The following is an 18,821-nucleotide window of genomic DNA, read 5'->3' on the forward strand; positions in this document are numbered from 1 at the left end:
GCCATGATCCAGCCCGAAGCCATCTCCAAGGTCGTACGCGACGCGTTCGACGACTATCACGCCCGTTTCGCCGCCATCAGCCGGCGCGCGAAGAAACGCTTCGAGCAGCGCGACTGGACCGGCGCCCGCGCCGACGCGGCCGAACGCCTGGACCTGTACGACCTGTGCATCGACGAATGCCGGCGGCGGCTGGTGGCCCTGATGGGCCTGCACGCCCACGACCGCGCCCTGTGGCGGCAGGTGCGCGATGCCTTCGCCGCCTCGATCGACGGCGCGATCGACACCGAGCTGTACAAGACCTTCTTCAACACCTTGGCGCGGCGCTTCTTCCGCACCCGCGGCCTGGACGCGGACATCGAGTTCGTGGCGCTGGACATCGAGCCCACCGATGCCATCACCCGGCCGGTGGCGCGGCACAGCTACGCGGTCTCGCCCATCCGCCCGGTGGACGCCTTCGTGCGCATGCTTGGCGATTACCGCTTCGACGTGCCCTACGCCCACCTGGCGCGCTGCGCCGCGGCCATCGCCGTGCGCCTGCAGGACGACCTGGCCCACTGGGGCGAGCATCCGGTGCGCGCGATCGAGCTGCTGGACACGGTGTTCTACCGCGAGCGCCGCGCCTACCTGGTCGGCCGCGTGTTCGGCGAGCACCGCTTCTCGCCCTGCGTGGTGGCCCTGGTCAACGGCGACAACGGCATCCGTGCCGAGGCGGTGCTGACCCGGCGCGGCGACGTGGCCCAGCTGTTCGGCGTGTCGCGCAGCTATTTCCAGGCCGACCTGCCGACGGTCGGCGACGCGGTGGTGTTCCTGCGCACCCTGCTGCCGCACAAGCCGGTGGACGAGCTGTACACGGTGCTGGGCCGCGCCAAGCAGGGCAAGACCGAGCGCTACCGCAGCTTCTTCCGCCATTTCCACGCCAATCCGGCCGAGCGCCTGGTGCCGGCGGAGGGCACGCCCGGCATGGTCATGGCGGTGTTCACCCTGCCCGGCCAGCCGCTGGTGTTCAAGGTGATCCGCGACCGCTTCGCCTGGCCGAAGAAGACCACGCCGGAGGAGGTGCAGGCGCAGTACGAACGCGTGTTCCGCCTGGACCGGGTGGGCCGCCTGCTCGACGCGCAGCCGTTCCGGTACCTGCGCTTCCCGGCCGGACGCTTCGATCCGGCGCTGCTGGCGGAGCTGCGCGAGAGCTGCGCCGCCAGCGTGGTCGAGGAAGGCGACGACGTGGTGCTCAAGCTCTGCTACGTGCAGCGCCGGCTGCGTCCGCTGGATCTCTACGTGCGCGAGCAGGGCGCCGAGGCGCGGCGCGAGGCGGTATTGGACTACGGCCAGGCCATTGTCGACCTGGCCCGCAACGACATCTTCCCCGGCGACATGCTGCTGAAGAACTTCGGCGTCTCGCGCCATCGGCGGGTGGTGTTCTACGACTACGACGAGATCCGCTCGGTGTCCGAGCTGGAGTTCCGCGAATGGCCGCAGGCCACGACCTACGAGGAGCAGGTCGCCGCCGAGCCCTGGTTCCACGTCGGCCCGCAGGACGTGTTTCCGGAACGCTTCGGCCAGTTCATGGGCCTGCCCGCGCCGCTGCTGGCCGCGCTGAAAGCCACCCACCCCGGCCTGTTCCAGCCGCAGTGGTGGCGCGGCCTGCAGGCGCAGCTGCGCGAGGGGCAGTTGCCGGATACGCCGCCGTACCCCGACGCGTTACGCCTGGCGTAACGAATCAGGGTACGGCGCGGGATTCGTGATTCGGGATTGGGGATTCGTAAGAGCTCCTCCGGCATGCGGTGCGGTGACCGGTGGGCCGCGTTTGCTCTTTCGAATCACTAATCACGAATCACCAATCACGGCCCCAATGCTAGTCTCGGCCGCACTACCAGCAGGAGCCCGTGCATGATCCGCATGTCCCGTTCCGCCGCCTGTGCCGTGGCCATCGCCCTGGCCCTGGGCGTTCCCGCCGCGCAGGCCACCAAGCCTGCCGATGCCGCCACCCTGCCCGCGCCGGACGCGGCGTTGCAGGCGGCGATCAATGGCAGCTGGCGCGCCGAGGGCAATGTCGCCCGCGATCCCTGGCGCCATCCCGGCCAGACCCTGGCCTTCTTCGGCATCCGCCCGGACATGACCGTGGTCGAGATCACCCCGGGCGGCGGCTGGTACAGCGAGATCCTGGCGCCCTACCTGGCGGCGAAGGGGCGGTACGTGGCCGCGGTGGTCGACCCGCAGGCGGTTGCCGAGGGACGCGGCCGCGAATACCAGCAGCGCGCGCGGGACAACCTGGAGAAGAAGTTTGCCGGGGCGCCCGGGCAGTACGGCAAGGCCGAGGTGGTCGCCTACGATCCCGAAGCGCCGGTCTTCGGTCCGGCCGGTTCAGCCGACCTGGTGCTGACTTTCCGCAACGTGCACAACTGGCGCGGTGCCGGCCAGGCCGAGGGTTACTTCAAGGGCTTCTTCGACGTGCTCAAGCCCGGTGGCGTGCTGGGCGTCGTCGAGCACCGCGCCGCCGCCGACGTGCCGGCCGACGACAAGAGCGGTTACGTGGGCCAGGCCCAGGTGATCGCCATGGCCGAGGCCGCCGGCTTCGTGCTCGACGGCAGCAGCGAGGTCAACGCCAATCCGCGCGACACCAAGGACCACCCGAACGGGGTGTGGATGCTGGCGCCGACCAACAACCATCCCGAAGCCGAGGCGGAAAAGTACAAGGCCATCGGCGAAAGCGACCGCATGACCCTGCGCTTCGTGAAGAAGTGAGGCCGCCGCGGGCGTGGCGCCGCGACGCGGCCCGCGCCCACGGTACGCCGATCCGATCCCTGTCCGGGGCATTGCCATGCATCGCCGCGGTTTCCTGACCCTGCTGGCGGCCGGCCTGGCCGCCACGCCGCTGTTGCCGGCGCTGGGCGCCGGTGGAGACACATCCATGCACGGACTTGTCGGAAAGCTGCGGGCACAGCCCGGGCAGCGCGCGGCGCTGGCCGCGATCCTGCTGGAATCCACCACCGCCATGCCCGGCTGCCTGGCCTACGTGGTGGCCGAGGACGTCGAGGACGAGGATGCGCTGTGGATCACCGAGGTCTGGGACAATGCGCAGAGCCACCAGGCCTCGCTGCAGCTGCCCGCCGTGCGCGACGCGATCACCCGCGCGCGGCCGCTGATCGCCGGCTTCGATTCGCATGTTTCCACCCGGCCGCTCGGTGGCGTCGGCCTTTCAGACTGATGCCCCGCGCAACACCCCGATGCTGATCGCGTTCAACAAGCCCTACGGGGTGCTGTGCCAGTTCACCGACCGCAGCCAGCCGCCGCGCCCGACCCTGGCCGGCTTCGGCCTGCCGAAGGACGTGTACGCCGCCGGGCGCCTGGATCACGACAGCGAGGGCCTGCTGCTGCTCACCGACGACGGCGGCCTGGCCCATCGCCTGACCGATCCGCTGCACAAGCAGCCCAAGACCTACTGGGTGCAGGTGGAAGGCGATCCGCGCGAGGAACAGCTGCAGGCGCTACGCGATGGCGTAGTGCTCAACGACGGCCCGACCCGCCCGGCGAAGGTGCGACGGCTCGATCCCGTGCCCGCCCTGTGGCCGCGCGACCCGCCGGTGCGCTTCCGCAAGACCGTGCCGGACAGCTGGCTGGAGGTGGTGATCATCGAAGGCCGCAACCGCCAGGTCCGGCGCATGACCGCCGCCGCCGGCCTGCCCACGCTGCGCCTGGTACGCGTGGCCATGGGCCCGCACCGCCTGCACGACCGCGACGGCACGCCTCTGGCACCGGGGGAGTGGAGGGAAGTGGGCCGTTGAGCCGCCGGATGGCGGCGCGGCGAACTTGGCAGCCGCCCTCCTTCGGCGGGAGGCCTGGAAAGAGGGCAGGACGCCCAGGCGCGCGCCCGGATAAGGCCTTCGGCGCGTCCGGGCTACGCGGATCCACAGGGGTCCGGCAGACCCCTCACCAATCCCGAATCACCAATCCCGAATCACGAGCCCCCCGATCACTCGGCGCTGGTGATGTTGTGGCTGCGACGGCGCGAGGCACGGGCGCGGGTATTGCCGTTGTCGCGGACCTGGCGGGCCTCGCCCTCGATCGGGGCATTGGCCTGCTGCTGGCGGCGCTTGCGGTACATCACGTAGGCCAGGACGCCGGCACCGACGACGGCGGCAGCCGCGGCCACGGCCACCGGATTGCGGCGGACGACGGTGGCGGCGGCGCGGGTGGAGGCACGGGCCGCGCCCAGGGCGGCGCCGGCCTTGATCCACTGCTCGGCACCGTGGCCGGCGTGGCGGAGGCCGGAACCGGCCTGGCGGCCGGCGCTGCGCAGGCCGGCGCCGGCCTGCTCGGCCAGTTCCAGCGCGCGGTCGGTGATGATGGTCAGCTTGCTCATGGGGGATCCCTTCATCGGTAGGGGGAAGACGCCGCCAGTGTGGGCGAGCACCCGTGCAAGATACGTCAGCAGCGGGCACCTGGGCTGCCCGGCCCAGGGCGCAGCGACCGGGCATGTTCATGCCGCGGACAGCAGACGGCGGCGAATGGGCGAGCCTTCCCGCGGGCCGGGAATACCAGCCCTCACGTCCCCCGCGGCTTGGCCCGATGCGTAGCCGTAGCCGACCATGGGTCGTCGGGCCACGGGTGCTTGGGATACCGCCCCTTCATCTCCTTGCGCACCTCCGGATAGGTGTTGTCCCAGAAACTGCGCAGGTCGCCGGTGACCTGCAGCGGCTTGCCGCCGGGGGAGAGCAGGTGCAGCAGCAGGGGCACGCGGCCGTCGGCGATGCGCGGGGTGTCGGCCAGCCCGAACAGCTCCTGCAGCTTCACCGCCAGCACCGGCGGGCGTGGGCTGCCGTCCGGTTCCAGCGAGTACCCGATCGGCCGGTCCATGCCCGAGGGCACGGTGATGCGCACCGGTGCCAGGCGGTCCACCTGCTGGCGAAGGTTCCAGTCCAGCGGCGACTTCAGCGCCTCGCCCAGTTCCTGCTCGGACAGCGCGTCCAGGCGGGTCTTGCCGGCGAAGGCCGGGCGCAACCATTCGTCCACGCCGGCCAGCAGGGCCTCGTCGCTGACATCCGCAAGGTCCAGTCCGGGCATCCAGCTGCGCAGGCAGGTGACACGCGCCTGCCACTGGCGCAGCCCTTCGGTCCACGGCAGCGCCTCCAGGCCCAGCTCGCGCACGGCATTGGTGAGGGCCTGTGCGGCCTGGGCCGGATCGACCCGCCCGGCCGGGCGGCTGTCCAGCACGATACGGTCGAAGCGCGATTCGCGGCGGGCGACCAGGGCGCGGCGCTGGGCATCCCAGACCGCGCCTTCCTCCTCGACGAAGCGGTCGGGGAAGTCGGCGCGCAGGCGCGCCTCGTCCACCGGCGCGGCACGCAACAGCAGGGCATCGCCACGCGGCTCGAAGCGCAGTTCGGTGGCGACCAGCCAGGGCTCGCCGCGCACCGCGCTGTCGCCGAACAGCCGCGCCATGCGGCCATTCGCCAGCTGGTAGCGCAGCGGATCGGCCGGGTGCCGGGCGGCAATGCGGTCGGGGAAGGCATGGCCCAGCAGGTCGCCCAGCTCGTGGGCCTCGATCTCCGCCGGCGGCGTGGACTCGCAGCGCAGGCGCCGGCGCCACTGGCGGGCGGCGGCATCGATCGCGGCCAAGGCAGAGCGGCTGGCGTCGGCCGGCATCCGCCCGCCACGGAAGGCGGCCAGCGCGCGCCAGCGTTCGGCCAGGGCATCGCTGCGGCTGCGCAGCGGGTCGCGGGCCTCGAGCAGGGCGGCGAGGTCGGCGGCCAGGGTCCGGGCGCGGTCGTCCTTGGCCGCCAGCAGCATCGCCGCCAGCCGCGGATGGGTGCCAAGTTCCAGCATCCTGCGCCCAATGGCGGTGATCGCCGCACCATCCAGCGCGCCAAGCCGCTGCAGCAGCTCGCGCGCCGAGGCCAGCGCGCCAGGCGGCGGCGGATCGACGAAGCGCAGGCCATCGCTGCCCCAGGCCGCCAGCTCCAGGGCCAGGCCGGCCAGCTCGACCTGGGCGATCTCCGGCCGGCGCTGGGCTTCCAGCCGCTGCGACTGCGGCCACAGCCGCCAGGCCACGCCAGGGGCGACGCGCCCGGCGCGGCCGGCGCGCTGGTCGGCCGAGGCCTGCGAGATCGGCACCGCGTCCAGCCGCGAGAAGCCGCTGACCGGATCGAAGCGCGGCTCGCGCGCCAGGCCGGAGTCGATCACCACCCGCACCCCGGGCAGGGTCACCGAGGACTCGGCCACGTTGGTCGCCAGCACCACCCGGCGGCGGCCGTCGGGCGCCGGCTGCAGCACCTTCGACTGCTGCTCCACCGGCAGTTCGCCATGCAGGGCCAGGACCTCGACCGCGCCGGGCAGCGAAACGGCCTCCAGCGCCGCGCCGACCCGCGCGATCTCTCGCTGGCCGGGCAGGAACACCAGCACGTCGCCGGGATGCTGGGCCAGCGCCTGTTCGACCGCACGCCGCGCCTGCGCTTCCAGCGATTCGTCGCGGCGCGCGGGGAAATGGCTCACCTCGACCGGATGGGAACGGCCCTCGCTGGACAGCCGCGGCGCATCGAGGAAGCGCGCCAAGCGCTCGCCATCCAGGGTGGCCGACATCACCACCAGGCGCAGGTCCTCGCGCAGCTGCGCCTGCACGTCCAGGGCCAGGGCCAGGCCGAGGTCGGCCGACAGGTGGCGCTCGTGGAACTCGTCGAACAGCAGGGCGCCAACGCCTTCCAGCAGCGGGTCATCCTGGATCATCCGGGTGAGGATGCCTTCGGTGACGACCTCGATCCGGGTGCGCGCCGAGACCCTGCTCTCGAAGCGAATGCGGTAGCCGACGATGCCGCCGACCTCCTCGCCCAGCTGCCGCGCCATGAACCCCGCGGCACTGCGCGCGGCCACCCGGCGTGGCTCCAGCATCAGGATGCGCCGGCCTTCCAGCCACGGCGCATCGAGCAGGGCCAGCGGCACCTGGGTCGTCTTGCCGGCGCCCGGAGGCGCCTCGAGCACCAGGCGCGGATGCGTGGCAAGGCTGTCCCGGATCGCGGGCAGCAGCGGAGTGATCGGGAAATCCATGGGCCGGCTTTCGCAGCCGCGCCATGCGACGCGGCCGTGCTGGGTCTCGTTGGGAACCGGGCGCATTATCCGCGATGCACGGGGCCGGCCGTGGTGCCCGGCTAGAATGCGCGCTCACTGCGAACCGCAAGACCGTTCCATGCACCTGATCGATATCGGCGCCAACCTCACCCACGAAAGCTTCGAGCGCGACCTCGACGCGGTCCTGCAGCGCGCGCACGGGGCCGGAGTGGTGCAGATGGTGGTGACCGGCGCCAGCCGCGAGCACAACCCGCAGGCGCTGGAGCTGGCGCGACGTCATCCCGGCGTGCTGTACGCCACCGCCGGCGTGCATCCGCACCACGCCAACGAGTACACCGCCGAATGCGATGCCGAGCTGCGCGCGCTGCACGCGCACCCGGAGGTGGTGGCGGTCGGCGAGTGCGGGCTGGACTACTTCCGCGATTTCTCGCCGCGGCCGGCGCAGCGCAAGGCGTTCGAACAACAGCTGCAGATCGCCGCCGACCTGGCCGTGGCCGGCAATTCCAAGCCGCTGTTCCTGCACCAGCGCGACGCGCATGCCGATTTCATGGCGGTGATGAAGCAGTTCGACGGCCGCCACGGGCCGGCGGTGGTGCACTGCTTCACCGGCACCCGCGAGGAGATGTTCGACTACCTCGACCAGGACTGGTACATCGGCATCACCGGCTGGCTGTGCGACGAACGCCGCGGCCAGCACCTGCGCGAGATCGTCAGGAACATCCCCGCCGATCGGCTGATGGTGGAAACCGACGCGCCCTACCTGCTGCCGCGCACGCTCAGGCCCATGCCGAAGGACCGCCGCAACGAGCCGTCCTTCCTGCCGCATATCGTCGAGGAACTGGCGCGCGACCGCGGCGAGGATCCGGCCGTCACCGCCGCCAACAGCACCGCCGCGGCACGCGCGTTCTTCCGCCTGCCGGGCTGAGCGCGGCCGCCGGCGGCGGCCGCGCCCCCATCCCCGGGTCAGCCCTGCGGCGTGGCCGCGCGCATGGCCTTGAGGGTGTCGCAGGTCTGCTTCAGCTCGGCCGCCGAGGCATTGGCGAACGCCTGGCGCGCCTCGCCGATGCCGGCGTCGAAGGCCGCGTCGAACTCCGACGCGCTGATCTGGCCCATGGCCACGGTGGCCTGCTTCTGCTCCTCGCGCATGCGCGTGCGCTCGGCATCGGTGTAGTCCATGCCGCAGAACTCGGGTGCCACGTAGAAGGCTGCACCCGCGCGCACCATGCCGCGGTGCTGCTCGCTGACAGTTGCGGCACCGGCGGGCGCTTCGTCCGCGGCCGTGGCCGGGGCGCTGGCCGACGGCTCCGGACCGGGCGTGGCCGCCGGTTCGGCCTGCTCGCGGCCGCAGGCGGCCGCAGCCAGCATGATCGACAGCGCCAGCACGGCGGACTTCAGCTCGACATTCTTCATGTGCACTCCTTCGTCGCGGAGAAATGACAGGCCGGCAGGACACGACGTCCCCGCGACCACGAGCGGACGGCCAGGCGGCTATCCACGCATCTTCAGCGCTTCACCAATTCCACCCTGCGGTTGCGGGCCTTGCCTTCCTCGCTGCCGTTGTCGGCCACCGGACGGGTACTGCCGAATCCGGCGGAGGTCAGGCGCGCGGCATCGATCCCGCGGGCGACCAGCGCCTTGACCACCGCGTTGGAGCGACCCTCGGACAGGCGCAGGTTGTGCCCGGCATCGCCGGTGTCGTCGGTATGTCCCTCGACCCCGAGGTTCAGTTGCGGATCCTGCTGCAGCAGCTCCACCACCTGGTCGATCTGCGGCTGCGACTCCGGCAGGATCTCCGTGCGGTCGGTGGCGAAATTGACCTGCAGCGCGACCTTGCCGGTGCTGTCGATCTGCGCCTTCAGCTCGCTGGCCGGCAGCAGGCTGGCGGTCTGCTCGAAGCCTTGCTCCTGGCCGATCAGGTACCAGCCCTGCGCGCTGTTGGTGACCAGGTGGATCCAGATGTTGCCCTCGTCGCGGCGCACCACGTAGGTGTGCACGGGCTCGCTCCACACGTCGCCGATGGCACCGTTGAAGCCCTGGGTGATCTCGCTGCCCCACGAATCGAGGGTCTCGCGCGGGATGCGTCCTTCGGACAGCTTCACTCCGCCCATCTGCTCCACGATGGCCTCGAAATTGCGCCGCACCTCGTACTCGGACATCGCCTTGCCATCGGCCGGACGCAGCTCGTTGCCCTCGAAGCGACCTTCCACCCAGACCGCCTCGCCGTCGACCCAGAACGGGAAGCGGGCGAAGTCCTTGGCAATCACGCTGCGCTTGTCGGCCTCGTAGCCCCGCGGCAGCTGGATGTAGGGGAAGTCGCCCAGCGCCACCGTCGAGCGCGGCACCGAGCCGATGTCGAACGCTGGCTTGCCGTCCGCGGCGGCCACATCCTGTACCCCGTCGCCTGCCTGGCCCGCAACCGCATCCGCATCCGCGCCAGCAGTGGCGCCGGGTGCGGTCTCGCCGTCCGCCGCGGGTGGCTGGTCCTGTCCGCAGGCGGTCAGGCCAACGGCAAGCAGCAACGCCAGGGGAAGGATGCGGGGCTGGATCATGCTCGGGACTCCTTGGGGGAATGTCTGGGTAAGGGCATGCACGCGCAGCGGACATGGTGCGTCGGTTGCGCATGGTGGGCAAACGCGCGCGTGGCCGCGGTTCAGCGCGCGGTCGCCTCCGGTGGCGGGTCGAACAGCTCCGCAGGCTGCGGCACGTAGCGCAGCCTGCGCACTTCCCAGCGCTGTTCGCGGCCGACGCCGGTGCGGCCCTCGTAGGACAGCACCAGCCCGGTCTCCGCGTCCAGCCACATGTTTCCCTGGCGGGTCATGCCCGGGCCGGTGGGATTGGGCAGGCGATAGCGCCAGTGCACCGCATTGCGCCCGGCATACACGCCGTTCTCCACGCGCTGGCAGTCGGCGAACATGCCCAGCCCCGTGCAGGGCGCATCGGCGTCGAAGCGCAGCGGCCAGTGCATGCGCGGTACCGGCATCGACCCGCCATCCGCACCGATGATCCAGCCCACCGATGCGCCCTCCGGCAATACCAGCGCGTACTGGCCGCCGGCGTTGTCACGGAAGTGGATGCGCAGCGCACCGTCGCGGAAGAACAGTTGTGCGGTCTCCATGGCGCCGCGTGGACTGGTACGGGTGAGTGCGCCGAGCTGGTTGGTCAGTACCTCGGCGGTGCCCGACAGCGGCGCGGCCGCCTGCGCGCCTGCAGCCGGCGCCAGGGCCAGGCCCAGCAGCAGCAGCATTACCTGCCACTTCACCGGTCGAGGTTCCCGCGGTCGCGCACCGGCACCTGCATGCGCACGATCGCGTACGACTCGATCGGCAGGCGCCCGGTCAGGCGGCTGACCGGCGGCGATTCGAACGTGCCGGCCTTGAGGTACTGCGAACGCCCGCCCAGCACCCAGCCGACGAAGGGCACCACCAGCGGCGCGTCGTACTCCACCTTGACCTTGAGCAGGTTGGCGTCCTGCACGTTGACGCCGCTGCTGCCGACGGTGGCGTCGCGGTAGGCCAGCGAGTCGTTGGGCAGGGCGTAGGCACCGTCGTACTGGCGCTCGCGGAACTCGTCCCAGGCCGCGCGGGTCGGGTTGATCACGGTGATGCGGCCGTGCACCAGCAGGTCGGCGCGCGCCTTGGCGTAGGCCAGTTCCATCTCGACCATGCCGGTCTTGTGCGCGTACAGCGGCATCATCCCCTTGGCGAAGGCCTGGCGCATCTTGTCGCGGTGCAGCCCGGTCACGGCGCCGGCGCGCGCGGTCATCAGGGCGGCATAGTCCAGGGTCGACTTCATCCGGTACAGCAGCACCGCCTGCACGACCATCAGGATCAGGAAGAACACCACCGGCGCGGCGATCAGCAGCTCGACCATGGACTGGCCGCGCATGCGCCGCGGGCCGGGATTCCGCCTGCTCATGCCGTTCCTCCCTTGCCGGCCACCGCGGCCGGTTCCCAGCGCCAGCGTTCGCCGGCGCATGGCCGCAACCGCGCCAGCGCGCCGCCGTGCAGCTCGACGGTGGCGGCCGCGCCGCGGCAGGCGGCGGCGCGCCAGGGCGCCACCTGTTCGCGCCACTCCAGCACCCGCCCTTCGCGGTCCAGGAACACCAGGTCCAGTGGATAGGCCATGCCCACGGTGTGCACGCTGGCGCAGGGCCGGATCAGCAACGCCTCGCTGCCGTCGGCGGCCAGCGGCGGACGCGCGAGCAGGCCACGCAAGCGCGACCACCAGCGGTCGGCCGCCCAGGCGCGCGGGATCGGCGGGGCGCCTTCGCGGCGGATGCTGCCCGGCCTCACAGGATCCCCTCCTCGAGCATCTTGAGATAGATGAAGTAACCGATGAACAGGAAGATCAGCGGGAAGAAGAACATCACCAGCGGCAGCATCATCTTCACCGGGGCCTCCAGTGCCAGCTTCTCCGCGCGCAGGAAGCGTTCCTCGCGGCGCTGGTTGGCCTGCGCGCGCAGGGTGTCGCTGAGGTTGGCGCCAACCTTGTCGGCCTGGATCAGGGCGCTGGTGAAGTTGGTGATCTGGCTGATGTCCATGCGCTCGGACATGCGCTTGAGCGCCTCGGCGCGTGGCAGGCCGGCGCGTATGTCGCGCAGCATGCGCGAGAACTCCTGCGACAGCGCACCGGCCGGCCCCTTCGCCACCGCCTGCTCGATCCCGCCGGTGACGTTGAGCCCGGCCTCCACCGACATGGTGATGAAATCCAGGTACACCGGTAGGTCTCGTACCACCGCCTTGTGCCGCAGCTTGCGCCGCTCGCCCAGCCACAGCGCCGGGTACAGCCAGCCCAGCACGCCGCCGAACATGACGCAGGCCAGCACCGACGACGGCCCCAGCTTGCCGAGCATCAGCACGCACAGCAGGAAGAACAGGATCACCACGATCGCGCTGGCCGCGCGCAGGCCGTAGAACTCCTCCGGCGTCAGGGTGTAGTCCTGGCCGGCCGCCTGCAGCTGGCGGTGGGTCTGCTCCAGCTGCGAGACATTCAGGCGAGGCGCGAGCCGGCGGGTGAGCACGGTCACCAGCGGCCACATCATCTGCATCAGCCGCGGCAGCGGATCGTAGTAGGTGCGGTCTTCCAGTTCGACCTCGCGGATCGCACCGCGGGTACCGAGCATCACCAGCACCACGGCGCCGGCAGCCAGGAGGGCGACGAGGATCAGCATCCAGCTCATACGTCGATCGTCATGATCTTCTTGCACATGCGGTAGCCGAGGTACTCCATGACCACGCACACGCCGATCACCAGCCAGCCATGCCAGCTGTGGAACATCGGCGCCATGGTCTCGGCGTACATCAGCGAGAGGTAGCCCACCAGGAACACCGGCAACAGCGCCATGACGATCCCCTGCAGCTTGCCCTGGGCGGTGAGGGCCTTGACCTTCTTCTCCATGATCAGGCGCCGGCGCAGGGTCTCGGCCAGGGTGGCGAGGGTCTCGGCCAGGTTGCCGCCGACCTCGCGCGAGATGTTCACGGCGGACACGAACAGCTCGGCGTCGACGATCGGCACGCGTTTCGAAAAGCTTTCCAGGGCCTCGTCGGCGCGCACGCCCATGTGCTGCTGGCGCAGCACCAGGGCCAGCTCCTGCGCCAGCGGCGGCTGCCCGTCCTGGACCAGCACCTCCATCGCCGGCGAGAAGCCCACGCCCGCGCGCAGGCTGGAGGCCAGCATCTGCAATGCGTCGGGCAGCTGCTCCTGGATCCGGTCCAGCCGGCGGCGGCGCAGCATCACGTAGATCCGCCGCGGCGCGACCGCGATCACCACCGCGGCGAAGATCGCGAACAACAGGGTGCCGGTGGCCATCCACACCAGCAGCGGCCCGACCACCAGGGCCAGGATGTTGGCCATGAACAGCTGGCCCGGGTCCATGAACATGAACATGTCGGCCAGGTTGAGCCGCGCCTGGTCCAGGAAGTTCTCGCGGTAGCGCGCCATGAAGCGTTCGCTGGCACGCGCGCCGATCAGCACCGCCAGCGCGGTGCCGGCGAACACCAGCAGGGCCACCAGCCACACGCCCATCAGTCCAGGCCCCCGCGGTTGCGGAAGATGCCCAGGTCCACCGGCACCCCGCGTTCGGCCAGCGCCTCGTAGAACTCCGGCACCGCGCCGGTGGCGACGAAGTTGCCGGCGACCCTGCCGTCGGGACCGTGGTAGGTGGTCGGCTTGAACAGGAAGATGTCCTGCATCTGGATCGTGCCGCTCTCGATGCCGGTGATCTCGGTGATGTGGCTGACCTTGCGCGAGCCGCAGGGATAGCGGCGCTGGTGCACGATCAGGTTCACCGCCGAGGCGATCTGCTCGCGCACCACCGTCATCGGCAGCTCCATGCCGGCCATCATCACCATCACCTCCAGGCGCGACAGGGTCTCGCGCGGGTTGTTGGCGTGGGCGGTGGTCAGCGAGCCCTCGTGGCCGGTGTTCATCGCCTGCAGCATGTCCAGCGACTCGCCGCCGCGGCACTCGCCGACGACGATCCGGTCCGGGCGCATGCGCAACGCGTTCTTGACCAGGTCGCGGATGGTGATCTGGCCCTTGCCCTCCATGTTGGCCGGGCGCGCCTCCAGCGCCACCAGGTTGGGCTGGACCAGCTTCAGTTCGGCCGCGTCCTCGATCGTGACCACGCGGTCGGCGTCGGGGATGAAGTTGGACAGGATGTTGAGCAGGGTGGTTTTGCCCGAACCGGTGCCGCCGGAGACCACGATGTTGCGGCGCTCGCGCACGGCAATGGTCAGGAACTCGAGCATGCGCTCGTCCAGCGAGCCGAAGGTCAGCAGGTCCTCGCCCATCAGCCGGCGCTTGGCGAACTTGCGGATGCTGATGCTGGGACCGCGCAGGGCGACCGGCGGGATCACCGCATTGACGCGCGAGCCGTCCTTCAGCCGCGCGTCCACCAGCGGCGAGCTCTCGTCGATGCGCCGGCCCAGCGGGGTGACGATGCGCTCGATCGCCGCCAGGCAGGCGCGCTCGTTGGAGAACACCACCTCCGACTTGCGGATGCGGCCTTCGCGCTCGATGAAGATCTCGTCGTGCGCGTTGACCATGATCTCGGTGACGCTGTCGTCGGCGATCAGGTCCTCCAGCGGGCCCAGGCCGATGGCCTCGTCCAGCACCTGCTTGGCCAGCACCCGAGGGTTGATGTCCTTGGGCAGGTCCTGGAACTCGCGCTTGAGGATGTCGTCGATCAGGTTGATCGTGGTGTCGCGCAGGGCCTGGTCGTCCATGCTGCGCACGTCCATCCGGCGCAGGTCCATCTGCCGCACCAGGGCCATGTGCAGGCGGGTCCGCCAGGTGGTGAGGTCGGACGGGCCGGGGCCTGCCAGGGTGATCTCGGTGGAGGTCGAGCGCTCGGCTGCGGCGTCCACCGGTCGCGGCGCGGGCGCGGGCTCCTGGTCGTTGGCTGCCGGCGGCACGCGCATGCCGCCGGAATCGTCGCCGCTGACCTTGAGCGTGTAGTTGCCGATCCGCAGCTCGTCGCGGCCGCTGATCGGGCCCTGCTTGGCCAGCACCGCCTTGCCGTTGAGGATGATCGGCTCCTTGCCGCCCAGCGGCAGGATGAACACCCCGGTGTCCTCGCGGACCAGGGTGGCGTGCTTGCTGGCGATGTTCCAGCCTTGGAGCATCACCAGGTTCGCGTCGCCGCGGCCGATGCCGCATTCGCGGTGCATGCACCTGACCTGGCGGGTATCGCGTCCGGGTGCGTCGATGAGGACCGTGAACATGTCGGGTCTCTTACCTGAGGTGCGAGTTCTGGCGCGGGCTGATTTCGCTTTCCAGCGACTGCTCGATGCGGTCGCCGCGGTGCAGCTCCTCCAGGTTCTCCGGCGAGTCCGGAGTGACGATGTGCGGGGTCACGAAGATCACCAGCTCGGTGCGGTTGCCGCGGAAGCCGTCGGAGCGGAACAGGCGGCCGAGGATCGGGATGTCGCCGAGGATCGGGAACTTGTCCACCGACTTGGCGGCCTCGCGGTCGAGCAGGCCGGAGATGACGATGGTCTGCCCGGCGAGCACGTTGATCTCGGTCTCGGCGCGGCGGGTGAGGAAGCCGGGCACGCCCTGCACCGCCACCGAGGGGTCGATGCGGCTGACCTCGGCCATGATCGAGGTGGCCACCTCGCGCGCCGAGTTCACGTTCGGGCTGATGTTGAGGCGGATGCCGTATTCCTTGTACTCGATCTGGGTCTGGCCCAGCACCGAGGGGATCACGATCGGCACCTCGCCGCCGACCAGGAAGGTCGCGTTGCTGCCGCTGCGGGCGCTGAGCTTGGGCTCGGCCAGCACCCAGGCCTTGCCGCGGCTCATCAGCAGGTTGATCTGCGAGCCGATGGTGGTGGCGATGCCGAAGTAGCCCTGCGGGCCGGGCAGCCGGGTCGGCAGCTGTTCGCGGATCTCGTCGAAGGTGCGGTTGTCCTCGGGCAGCACCCGGAAGTAGTCGTTGGTGGTGACGTCGCGGATCAGTCCGCCGATCGGGCCGCTGATGGTGCTGTCCCAGCGGATGCCCAGGTCCTCCACCGCATCCTTGTTGAACTCCATGATGGTCACGTCCATGCGCACCATCGGGCGCATGCCCACCGGGTCGGAACCGGCGAAGTTGAGCACCTGCGGGTAGAGCTTCTGCAGCGCCGCGATCTTGGCGCTGGTCGCCGCGTCGAGCTCGCCGCCGGAGATCACCACGTTGGAACCGACCGCGCGCACCGCCACGTCCGGGTGGTTGCCCAACAGCTCGCGCACGGTGGCGGCGACGCCGTCGGAGCGACTGCCGGTGACGTTGACCGCGACGGTGCGCTGGGTGCCGTTCCCAAGCCACAGGTGCACGTTGGTCTCGCCCGGCTGGGTGCCGATGAACACCAGCTCGTTGCGGCCGACGGTGTGCACGCTGAGGATCTCGCCGTCGCCCACCGCGACCCGGCGCAACGCCGCCGGGACCCTTCGCACCGCGGCCTCGCCCGCGTGCAGGGTCAGCGCGTCGGCCAGCGGCTGGGCGGTGGAGGCGCGGCCATCGCCGGCCAGCGCGCGGTTGCCGCCGTCGCCGCTGCCGCCGACCTCCTGGACCTGGCCGGCGGCGCGGCGCAGGGCCTGCTCCACCTGGGCGGGGGTGGGCGTGGCCGGGTCGGCGGCGCCAGCGGTGGATCCGGTCGCGGCCGGGGCTTCCTGGGCCATCGCTCCCCATGCCGGTGCGGCCAGCAGGAGCGCCAGCAGCAGTGCACCGGCGACGCGGTGGCCATGGCCGCCGCGCTGCATCGTGTTTCGCATCCTCAACCCCTTCCACCAATGATGAACTCGACGCCGCGCTGGCCGCCGCCACGGGTACCGCCGCTGCCGACGCCCAGCGAGCGCATCAGCTCGCGCTCGCTGAGCCCGTCGTGCGGCCCGGGCGAGTCGTCCTCCAGTTCGCGCAGCAGCACCCGCAGCGAACCGGCTTCCGAGGCCACGGCCAGGGTCTTGGCCTGGCCGTGGTCCAGCTCGAGGGTGACGCTGGAGAAGCCCTGGCCATCGTCGGCCGGACGGCCATCGGGGGCGACGCGCTCGCCGATCCGGGTGCCGGTGGCCAGCACCCGCACCTGCTGCAGCAGCGGCAGCGCCAGCGCGCCGGTGCGCGCGCCGCTGCTTTCGTCCTTGTCCTTGAGGAACAGGATGTCGATCAGGTCGCCTGGCGCGATCATCCCGCTGATCGAATTGTTCTCGTCCACGCTGAGGGTGTAGGCGACCTTGCCGCGCGGGATCAGCCGCGAGAACTGGTCGTACAGCGGCACCAGCGCGCTTGCGCTCAGCGGCGCGCCGCCGCGGACCGGCGAGCGCAGCATGCGTCCCTCGAACTGGCCGTGGTTCTCCGGCGTGACCGCGTCGGCCGGCGCGTACTCGGCGGGGATGCGCCGCAGGGCCAGGTCGCCCGGCTGCAGGATCGCGCCCTGCGGCATGTCGTCCATCGGTACCGCGACCTCGACCATCGGCCGGTTGTCCTGGGTGCGCTCGGCCACCGTGGTCTGCACGTAGTTGACCGCGACGAAGGCGGCGAGCAGGGCCATGCCGACGGCGATGGCGATGTACAGGAAGTTCTTGCTGATGCGGGGTTTCTGCATGCCTGTAGGCCCTAGCTGACGAGGATGTCGGACGCCGAGATGGCGTGGACGAATGCGGCGTAGGCCTGTTTGAGCGCCTCGACGATGTCGGTGATCACGTCCGGGCGCGCGACCAGCACGATCACCACCGCGATCACCACGACCGTGTATTCGATCGTCGACTGGCCGCGCTGGCGGGTAGCAGGCGCCGCGTGCTTCATTCGATCACCGCCACGATCGCGGTCCCCTGCTCCTGGCGCATGGCGGTGACCGTGATCCGCTCGCGGTCGCGGGTGTAGCGCACCTGGCACACCTGGCTGGAGGCCTGGCAGGCGTCGCCCGGTTCGCGTGCGTAACCCTGGGCGCCCAGCGTGCGGGTGTAGAAGCGTTCGTTCTGGAACGGGCTGTGCGCGTTGCCCATGCTCAGGGTACGCACCTGGCGCGGGGTGTCGAGGTAGACGATGTCCTCGGCCACCTCGGTGCGTGGCAGCCGGGCGAAGCCCTTGCCCACGGCATCCGGCGCCACGTCCTCCAGCGGCAGGCGCATCACCCCGATGGTGGCCTCGGTGCCGCGACCGGCCGGGCGCAGGGCCACGGTGACGTAGTGGCGGCCCCGGTCCATGTAACCGAGCACGCTGCCGCCCCCGTCCAGCGCGGTGTCGGCGACCTTGTCCTTCCACTGCCGCAAGTAGAACGCTCGCACCTTGTCGACCGGCTGGTCGATCGCGTACCTGCTGGCGCGCATGTCCAGGCCGTTGTAGCGCATGTGGTCGCTGACCCGCTCGCCACGCGCGCCCTTGGGTACCGGCACGTCGGGGAAGTCCGCCGCCGGAGCCGGGACGGCGGCGGCAGCGACGCAAAGCACGAGGAGGACGCGCGGAATCATCGGCGCACCGGGTAATCGGCGAGCTTGTCGGCCGGCACCACGTCCGGCTCGACGTGGCCGAGCTCGAGGTCGCCCAGCGAACCGACCATGGGCAGGATCGGTTCCAGCGCGCCCATGGTGTCGAAGATCCCGTCCAGGCCCGGCGGCAGCAGCGTGGTGGGGACCAGGGGCCGGATCGCGGTCTCGACGCTGCGTGGCCTGCGGTCGATCCGGCGCGGGCCCGAGGCGTTCCATGCATCCACCAGCAGCGACTGGCGCCGGACCTGGACCACGTCCAGCTGGTCGAACGGCTCCAGGTAGCGTGGGCGGCTGCCGTCGCGGTTCTCCAGGTTGCGGTATGACAGCTCCACCTCGGCGGTGACGTAGCCGTCGGGATTGGGCGGGAAGCTGCCGACCCGCGGCAGCACCGTCAGCGCCTCGTCCATGAAGCCGGGCGAGCGGGCGTTGCGCAGGTTGGCCACGCGCAGGTTGTCGCGCTCCAGCAGCTTGCGCCCCGAGAACGTATTGAGCATCTGGTCCTCGAACTCGCCGCGCGCCTCTCCCTGGAGGCTGCTGCGGATCGGCGCGTCGGCCGCGGCGAAGCTGCGCTCCAGCGCCCGGCGCTGCAGCTCCGCGCCGGTCGGCACGCCGTAGTCCTGGCTGACCGATGCCTCCCAGGCGGCGTTGCGCGCTGCCTGCTGCGCCATCTGGTTGGCGTGGCCGAACTTGGCCACCACCGGTACCAGCAGGAACAGTGGCACGAGCACCGCCGCGCACACGGCAAGTTCGGTCAGGGCCTGGCCGCGAACGTGGCGCGGCGAGCGGGGCGTGCGCAT

At 70.8% G+C, this 18,821-nt stretch carries 20 protein-coding genes; 5 read left to right on the forward strand and 15 right to left on the reverse strand.

The window, feature by feature from the left end; all coding sequences use genetic code 11:
* The first annotated feature begins 3 nt into the window (after nucleotides 1–3).
* The 4 genes from aceK (at nucleotide 4) to PSESU_RS15370 (ending at nucleotide 3,782) form a co-directional block, all read left to right on the forward strand.
* Complete coding sequence (aceK, locus tag PSESU_RS15355; RefSeq protein ID WP_013536715.1) at nucleotides 4–1,713, forward strand: bifunctional isocitrate dehydrogenase kinase/phosphatase; 1,710 nt, start codon at nucleotides 4–6, stop codon at nucleotides 1,711–1,713.
* A 174-nt stretch (nucleotides 1,714–1,887) separates the two neighbouring features.
* A complete protein-coding gene (locus PSESU_RS15360; RefSeq protein WP_013536716.1) occupies nucleotides 1,888–2,742 on the forward strand; it encodes a class I SAM-dependent methyltransferase in 855 nt (284 codons plus the stop codon).
* Nucleotides 2,743–2,818: 76 nt separating this feature from the next.
* Nucleotides 2,819–3,205 carry a putative quinol monooxygenase gene (locus PSESU_RS15365; RefSeq protein ID WP_013536717.1) on the forward strand — a complete coding sequence of 129 codons (387 nt, stop codon included), beginning with the start codon at nucleotides 2,819–2,821 and terminating at the stop codon, nucleotides 3,203–3,205.
* A 19-nt stretch (nucleotides 3,206–3,224) separates the two neighbouring features.
* A complete protein-coding gene (locus PSESU_RS15370) occupies nucleotides 3,225–3,782 on the forward strand; it encodes a pseudouridine synthase (protein WP_041764226.1) in 558 nt (185 codons plus the stop codon).
* A gap of 188 nt (nucleotides 3,783–3,970) precedes the next feature.
* Here the strand turns inward: PSESU_RS15370 and PSESU_RS15375 are convergent, their stop codons facing one another.
* On the reverse strand, nucleotides 3,971–4,360 hold the full coding sequence (locus PSESU_RS15375; RefSeq protein WP_013536719.1) for a hypothetical protein: 390 nt from the start codon (nucleotides 4,358–4,360) through the stop codon (nucleotides 3,971–3,973).
* A 182-nt stretch (nucleotides 4,361–4,542) separates the two neighbouring features.
* A complete protein-coding gene (gene hrpB, locus PSESU_RS15380; protein ID WP_041765206.1) occupies nucleotides 4,543–7,038 on the reverse strand; it encodes an ATP-dependent helicase HrpB in 2,496 nt (831 codons plus the stop codon).
* A gap of 139 nt (nucleotides 7,039–7,177) precedes the next feature.
* Here hrpB and PSESU_RS15385 point away from each other — a divergent pair, with 139 nt between their 5' ends.
* On the forward strand, nucleotides 7,178–7,984 hold the full coding sequence (locus tag PSESU_RS15385) for a TatD family hydrolase (RefSeq protein WP_013536721.1): 807 nt from the start codon (nucleotides 7,178–7,180) through the stop codon (nucleotides 7,982–7,984).
* Nucleotides 7,985–8,022: 38 nt separating this feature from the next.
* On the opposite strand, the gene PSESU_RS15390 is transcribed toward PSESU_RS15385, so the two are convergent.
* From PSESU_RS15390 to PSESU_RS15450, 13 genes are all read right to left on the reverse strand, one after another.
* Nucleotides 8,023–8,469 (reverse strand): hypothetical protein, encoded by a 447-nt coding sequence (locus PSESU_RS15390; protein WP_013536722.1) that lies wholly within the window; start codon nucleotides 8,467–8,469, stop codon nucleotides 8,023–8,025.
* Between the two features lie 92 nt (nucleotides 8,470–8,561).
* Nucleotides 8,562–9,608 carry an OmpA family protein gene (locus PSESU_RS15395; RefSeq protein ID WP_013536723.1) on the reverse strand — a complete coding sequence of 349 codons (1,047 nt, stop codon included), beginning with the start codon at nucleotides 9,606–9,608 and terminating at the stop codon, nucleotides 8,562–8,564.
* Between the two features lie 101 nt (nucleotides 9,609–9,709).
* The gene (locus PSESU_RS15400) at nucleotides 9,710–10,318 is read right to left on the reverse strand and encodes a hypothetical protein (protein WP_233275238.1); all 609 of its coding nucleotides are present in this window, start codon (nucleotides 10,316–10,318) and stop codon (nucleotides 9,710–9,712) included.
* Nucleotides 10,315–10,974 carry a TadE/TadG family type IV pilus assembly protein gene (locus PSESU_RS15405; RefSeq protein ID WP_013536725.1) on the reverse strand — a complete coding sequence of 220 codons (660 nt, stop codon included), beginning with the start codon at nucleotides 10,972–10,974 and terminating at the stop codon, nucleotides 10,315–10,317. Before PSESU_RS15405 ends, PSESU_RS15400 begins: the two co-directional genes overlap by 4 nt.
* Nucleotides 10,971–11,351, reverse strand: a complete 381-nt coding sequence (locus tag PSESU_RS15410; RefSeq protein WP_013536726.1) for a DUF192 domain-containing protein — start codon at nucleotides 11,349–11,351, stop codon at nucleotides 10,971–10,973. The genes PSESU_RS15405 and PSESU_RS15410 overlap by 4 nt, the downstream gene beginning before the upstream one ends.
* Nucleotides 11,348–12,238: a type II secretion system F family protein gene (locus PSESU_RS15415; RefSeq protein ID WP_013536727.1), complete on the reverse strand. Its 891-nt coding sequence runs from the start codon at nucleotides 12,236–12,238 to the stop codon at nucleotides 11,348–11,350. The genes PSESU_RS15410 and PSESU_RS15415 overlap by 4 nt, the downstream gene beginning before the upstream one ends.
* The gene (locus PSESU_RS15420) at nucleotides 12,235–13,083 is read right to left on the reverse strand and encodes a type II secretion system F family protein (RefSeq protein ID WP_013536728.1); all 849 of its coding nucleotides are present in this window, start codon (nucleotides 13,081–13,083) and stop codon (nucleotides 12,235–12,237) included. The genes PSESU_RS15415 and PSESU_RS15420 overlap by 4 nt, the downstream gene beginning before the upstream one ends.
* Nucleotides 13,083–14,783 (reverse strand): ATPase, T2SS/T4P/T4SS family, encoded by a 1,701-nt coding sequence (locus tag PSESU_RS15425; RefSeq protein WP_013536729.1) that lies wholly within the window; start codon nucleotides 14,781–14,783, stop codon nucleotides 13,083–13,085. Before PSESU_RS15425 ends, PSESU_RS15420 begins: the two co-directional genes overlap by 1 nt.
* 10 nt (nucleotides 14,784–14,793) lie before the next feature.
* Complete coding sequence (locus PSESU_RS15430; protein WP_267878628.1) at nucleotides 14,794–16,314, reverse strand: type II and III secretion system protein family protein; 1,521 nt, start codon at nucleotides 16,312–16,314, stop codon at nucleotides 14,794–14,796.
* A 2-nt stretch (nucleotides 16,315–16,316) separates the two neighbouring features.
* Entirely contained in the window at nucleotides 16,317–17,141 is an 825-nt protein-coding gene (gene cpaB / locus PSESU_RS15435) for a Flp pilus assembly protein CpaB (RefSeq protein WP_013536731.1), read from the reverse strand.
* Between the two features lie 11 nt (nucleotides 17,142–17,152).
* Entirely contained in the window at nucleotides 17,153–17,341 is a 189-nt protein-coding gene (locus tag PSESU_RS15440) for a hypothetical protein (RefSeq protein WP_013536732.1), read from the reverse strand.
* Nucleotides 17,338–18,006, reverse strand: a complete 669-nt coding sequence (locus PSESU_RS15445; RefSeq protein ID WP_013536733.1) for a hypothetical protein — start codon at nucleotides 18,004–18,006, stop codon at nucleotides 17,338–17,340. The genes PSESU_RS15440 and PSESU_RS15445 overlap by 4 nt, the downstream gene beginning before the upstream one ends.
* Nucleotides 18,003–18,821 (reverse strand): TadE family protein, encoded by an 819-nt coding sequence (locus PSESU_RS15450; RefSeq protein ID WP_013536734.1) that lies wholly within the window; start codon nucleotides 18,819–18,821, stop codon nucleotides 18,003–18,005. The genes PSESU_RS15445 and PSESU_RS15450 overlap by 4 nt, the downstream gene beginning before the upstream one ends.

The organism is Pseudoxanthomonas suwonensis 11-1, assembly GCF_000185965.1.
GTDB lineage: Bacteria > Pseudomonadota > Gammaproteobacteria > Xanthomonadales > Xanthomonadaceae > Pseudoxanthomonas > Pseudoxanthomonas suwonensis_A.

What these genes read in the sequence shown, in the direction of transcription:
- aceK (WP_013536715.1), top strand. Translation starts at nt 4, where the DNA reads ATGATCCAGCCCGAAGCCATCTCCAAGGTCGTACGCGACGCGTTCGAC.
- PSESU_RS15360 (WP_013536716.1), top strand. Translation starts at nt 1,888, where the DNA reads ATGATCCGCATGTCCCGTTCCGCCGCCTGTGCCGTGGCCATCGCCCTG.
- PSESU_RS15365 (WP_013536717.1), top strand. Translation starts at nt 2,819, where the DNA reads ATGCATCGCCGCGGTTTCCTGACCCTGCTGGCGGCCGGCCTGGCCGCC.
- PSESU_RS15370 (WP_041764226.1), top strand. Translation starts at nt 3,225, where the DNA reads ATGCTGATCGCGTTCAACAAGCCCTACGGGGTGCTGTGCCAGTTCACC.
- PSESU_RS15375 (WP_013536719.1), bottom strand. Translation starts at nt 4,360, where the DNA reads ATGAGCAAGCTGACCATCATCACCGACCGCGCGCTGGAACTGGCCGAG.
- hrpB (WP_041765206.1), bottom strand. Translation starts at nt 7,038, where the DNA reads ATGGATTTCCCGATCACTCCGCTGCTGCCCGCGATCCGGGACAGCCTT.
- PSESU_RS15385 (WP_013536721.1), top strand. Translation starts at nt 7,178, where the DNA reads ATGCACCTGATCGATATCGGCGCCAACCTCACCCACGAAAGCTTCGAG.
- PSESU_RS15390 (WP_013536722.1), bottom strand. Translation starts at nt 8,469, where the DNA reads ATGAAGAATGTCGAGCTGAAGTCCGCCGTGCTGGCGCTGTCGATCATG.
- PSESU_RS15395 (WP_013536723.1), bottom strand. Translation starts at nt 9,608, where the DNA reads ATGATCCAGCCCCGCATCCTTCCCCTGGCGTTGCTGCTTGCCGTTGGC.
- PSESU_RS15405 (WP_013536725.1), bottom strand. Translation starts at nt 10,974, where the DNA reads ATGAGCAGGCGGAATCCCGGCCCGCGGCGCATGCGCGGCCAGTCCATG.
- PSESU_RS15415 (WP_013536727.1), bottom strand. Translation starts at nt 12,238, where the DNA reads ATGAGCTGGATGCTGATCCTCGTCGCCCTCCTGGCTGCCGGCGCCGTG.
- PSESU_RS15420 (WP_013536728.1), bottom strand. Translation starts at nt 13,083, where the DNA reads ATGGGCGTGTGGCTGGTGGCCCTGCTGGTGTTCGCCGGCACCGCGCTG.
- PSESU_RS15425 (WP_013536729.1), bottom strand. Translation starts at nt 14,783, where the DNA reads ATGTTCACGGTCCTCATCGACGCACCCGGACGCGATACCCGCCAGGTC.
- PSESU_RS15430 (WP_267878628.1), bottom strand. Translation starts at nt 16,314, where the DNA reads ATGCGAAACACGATGCAGCGCGGCGGCCATGGCCACCGCGTCGCCGGT.
- cpaB (WP_013536731.1), bottom strand. Translation starts at nt 17,141, where the DNA reads ATGCAGAAACCCCGCATCAGCAAGAACTTCCTGTACATCGCCATCGCC.
- PSESU_RS15440 (WP_013536732.1), bottom strand. Translation starts at nt 17,341, where the DNA reads ATGAAGCACGCGGCGCCTGCTACCCGCCAGCGCGGCCAGTCGACGATC.
- PSESU_RS15445 (WP_013536733.1), bottom strand. Translation starts at nt 18,006, where the DNA reads ATGATTCCGCGCGTCCTCCTCGTGCTTTGCGTCGCTGCCGCCGCCGTC.
- PSESU_RS15450 (WP_013536734.1), bottom strand. Translation starts at nt 18,821, where the DNA reads ATGCGCACGCCCCGCTCGCCGCGCCACGTTCGCGGCCAGGCCCTGACC.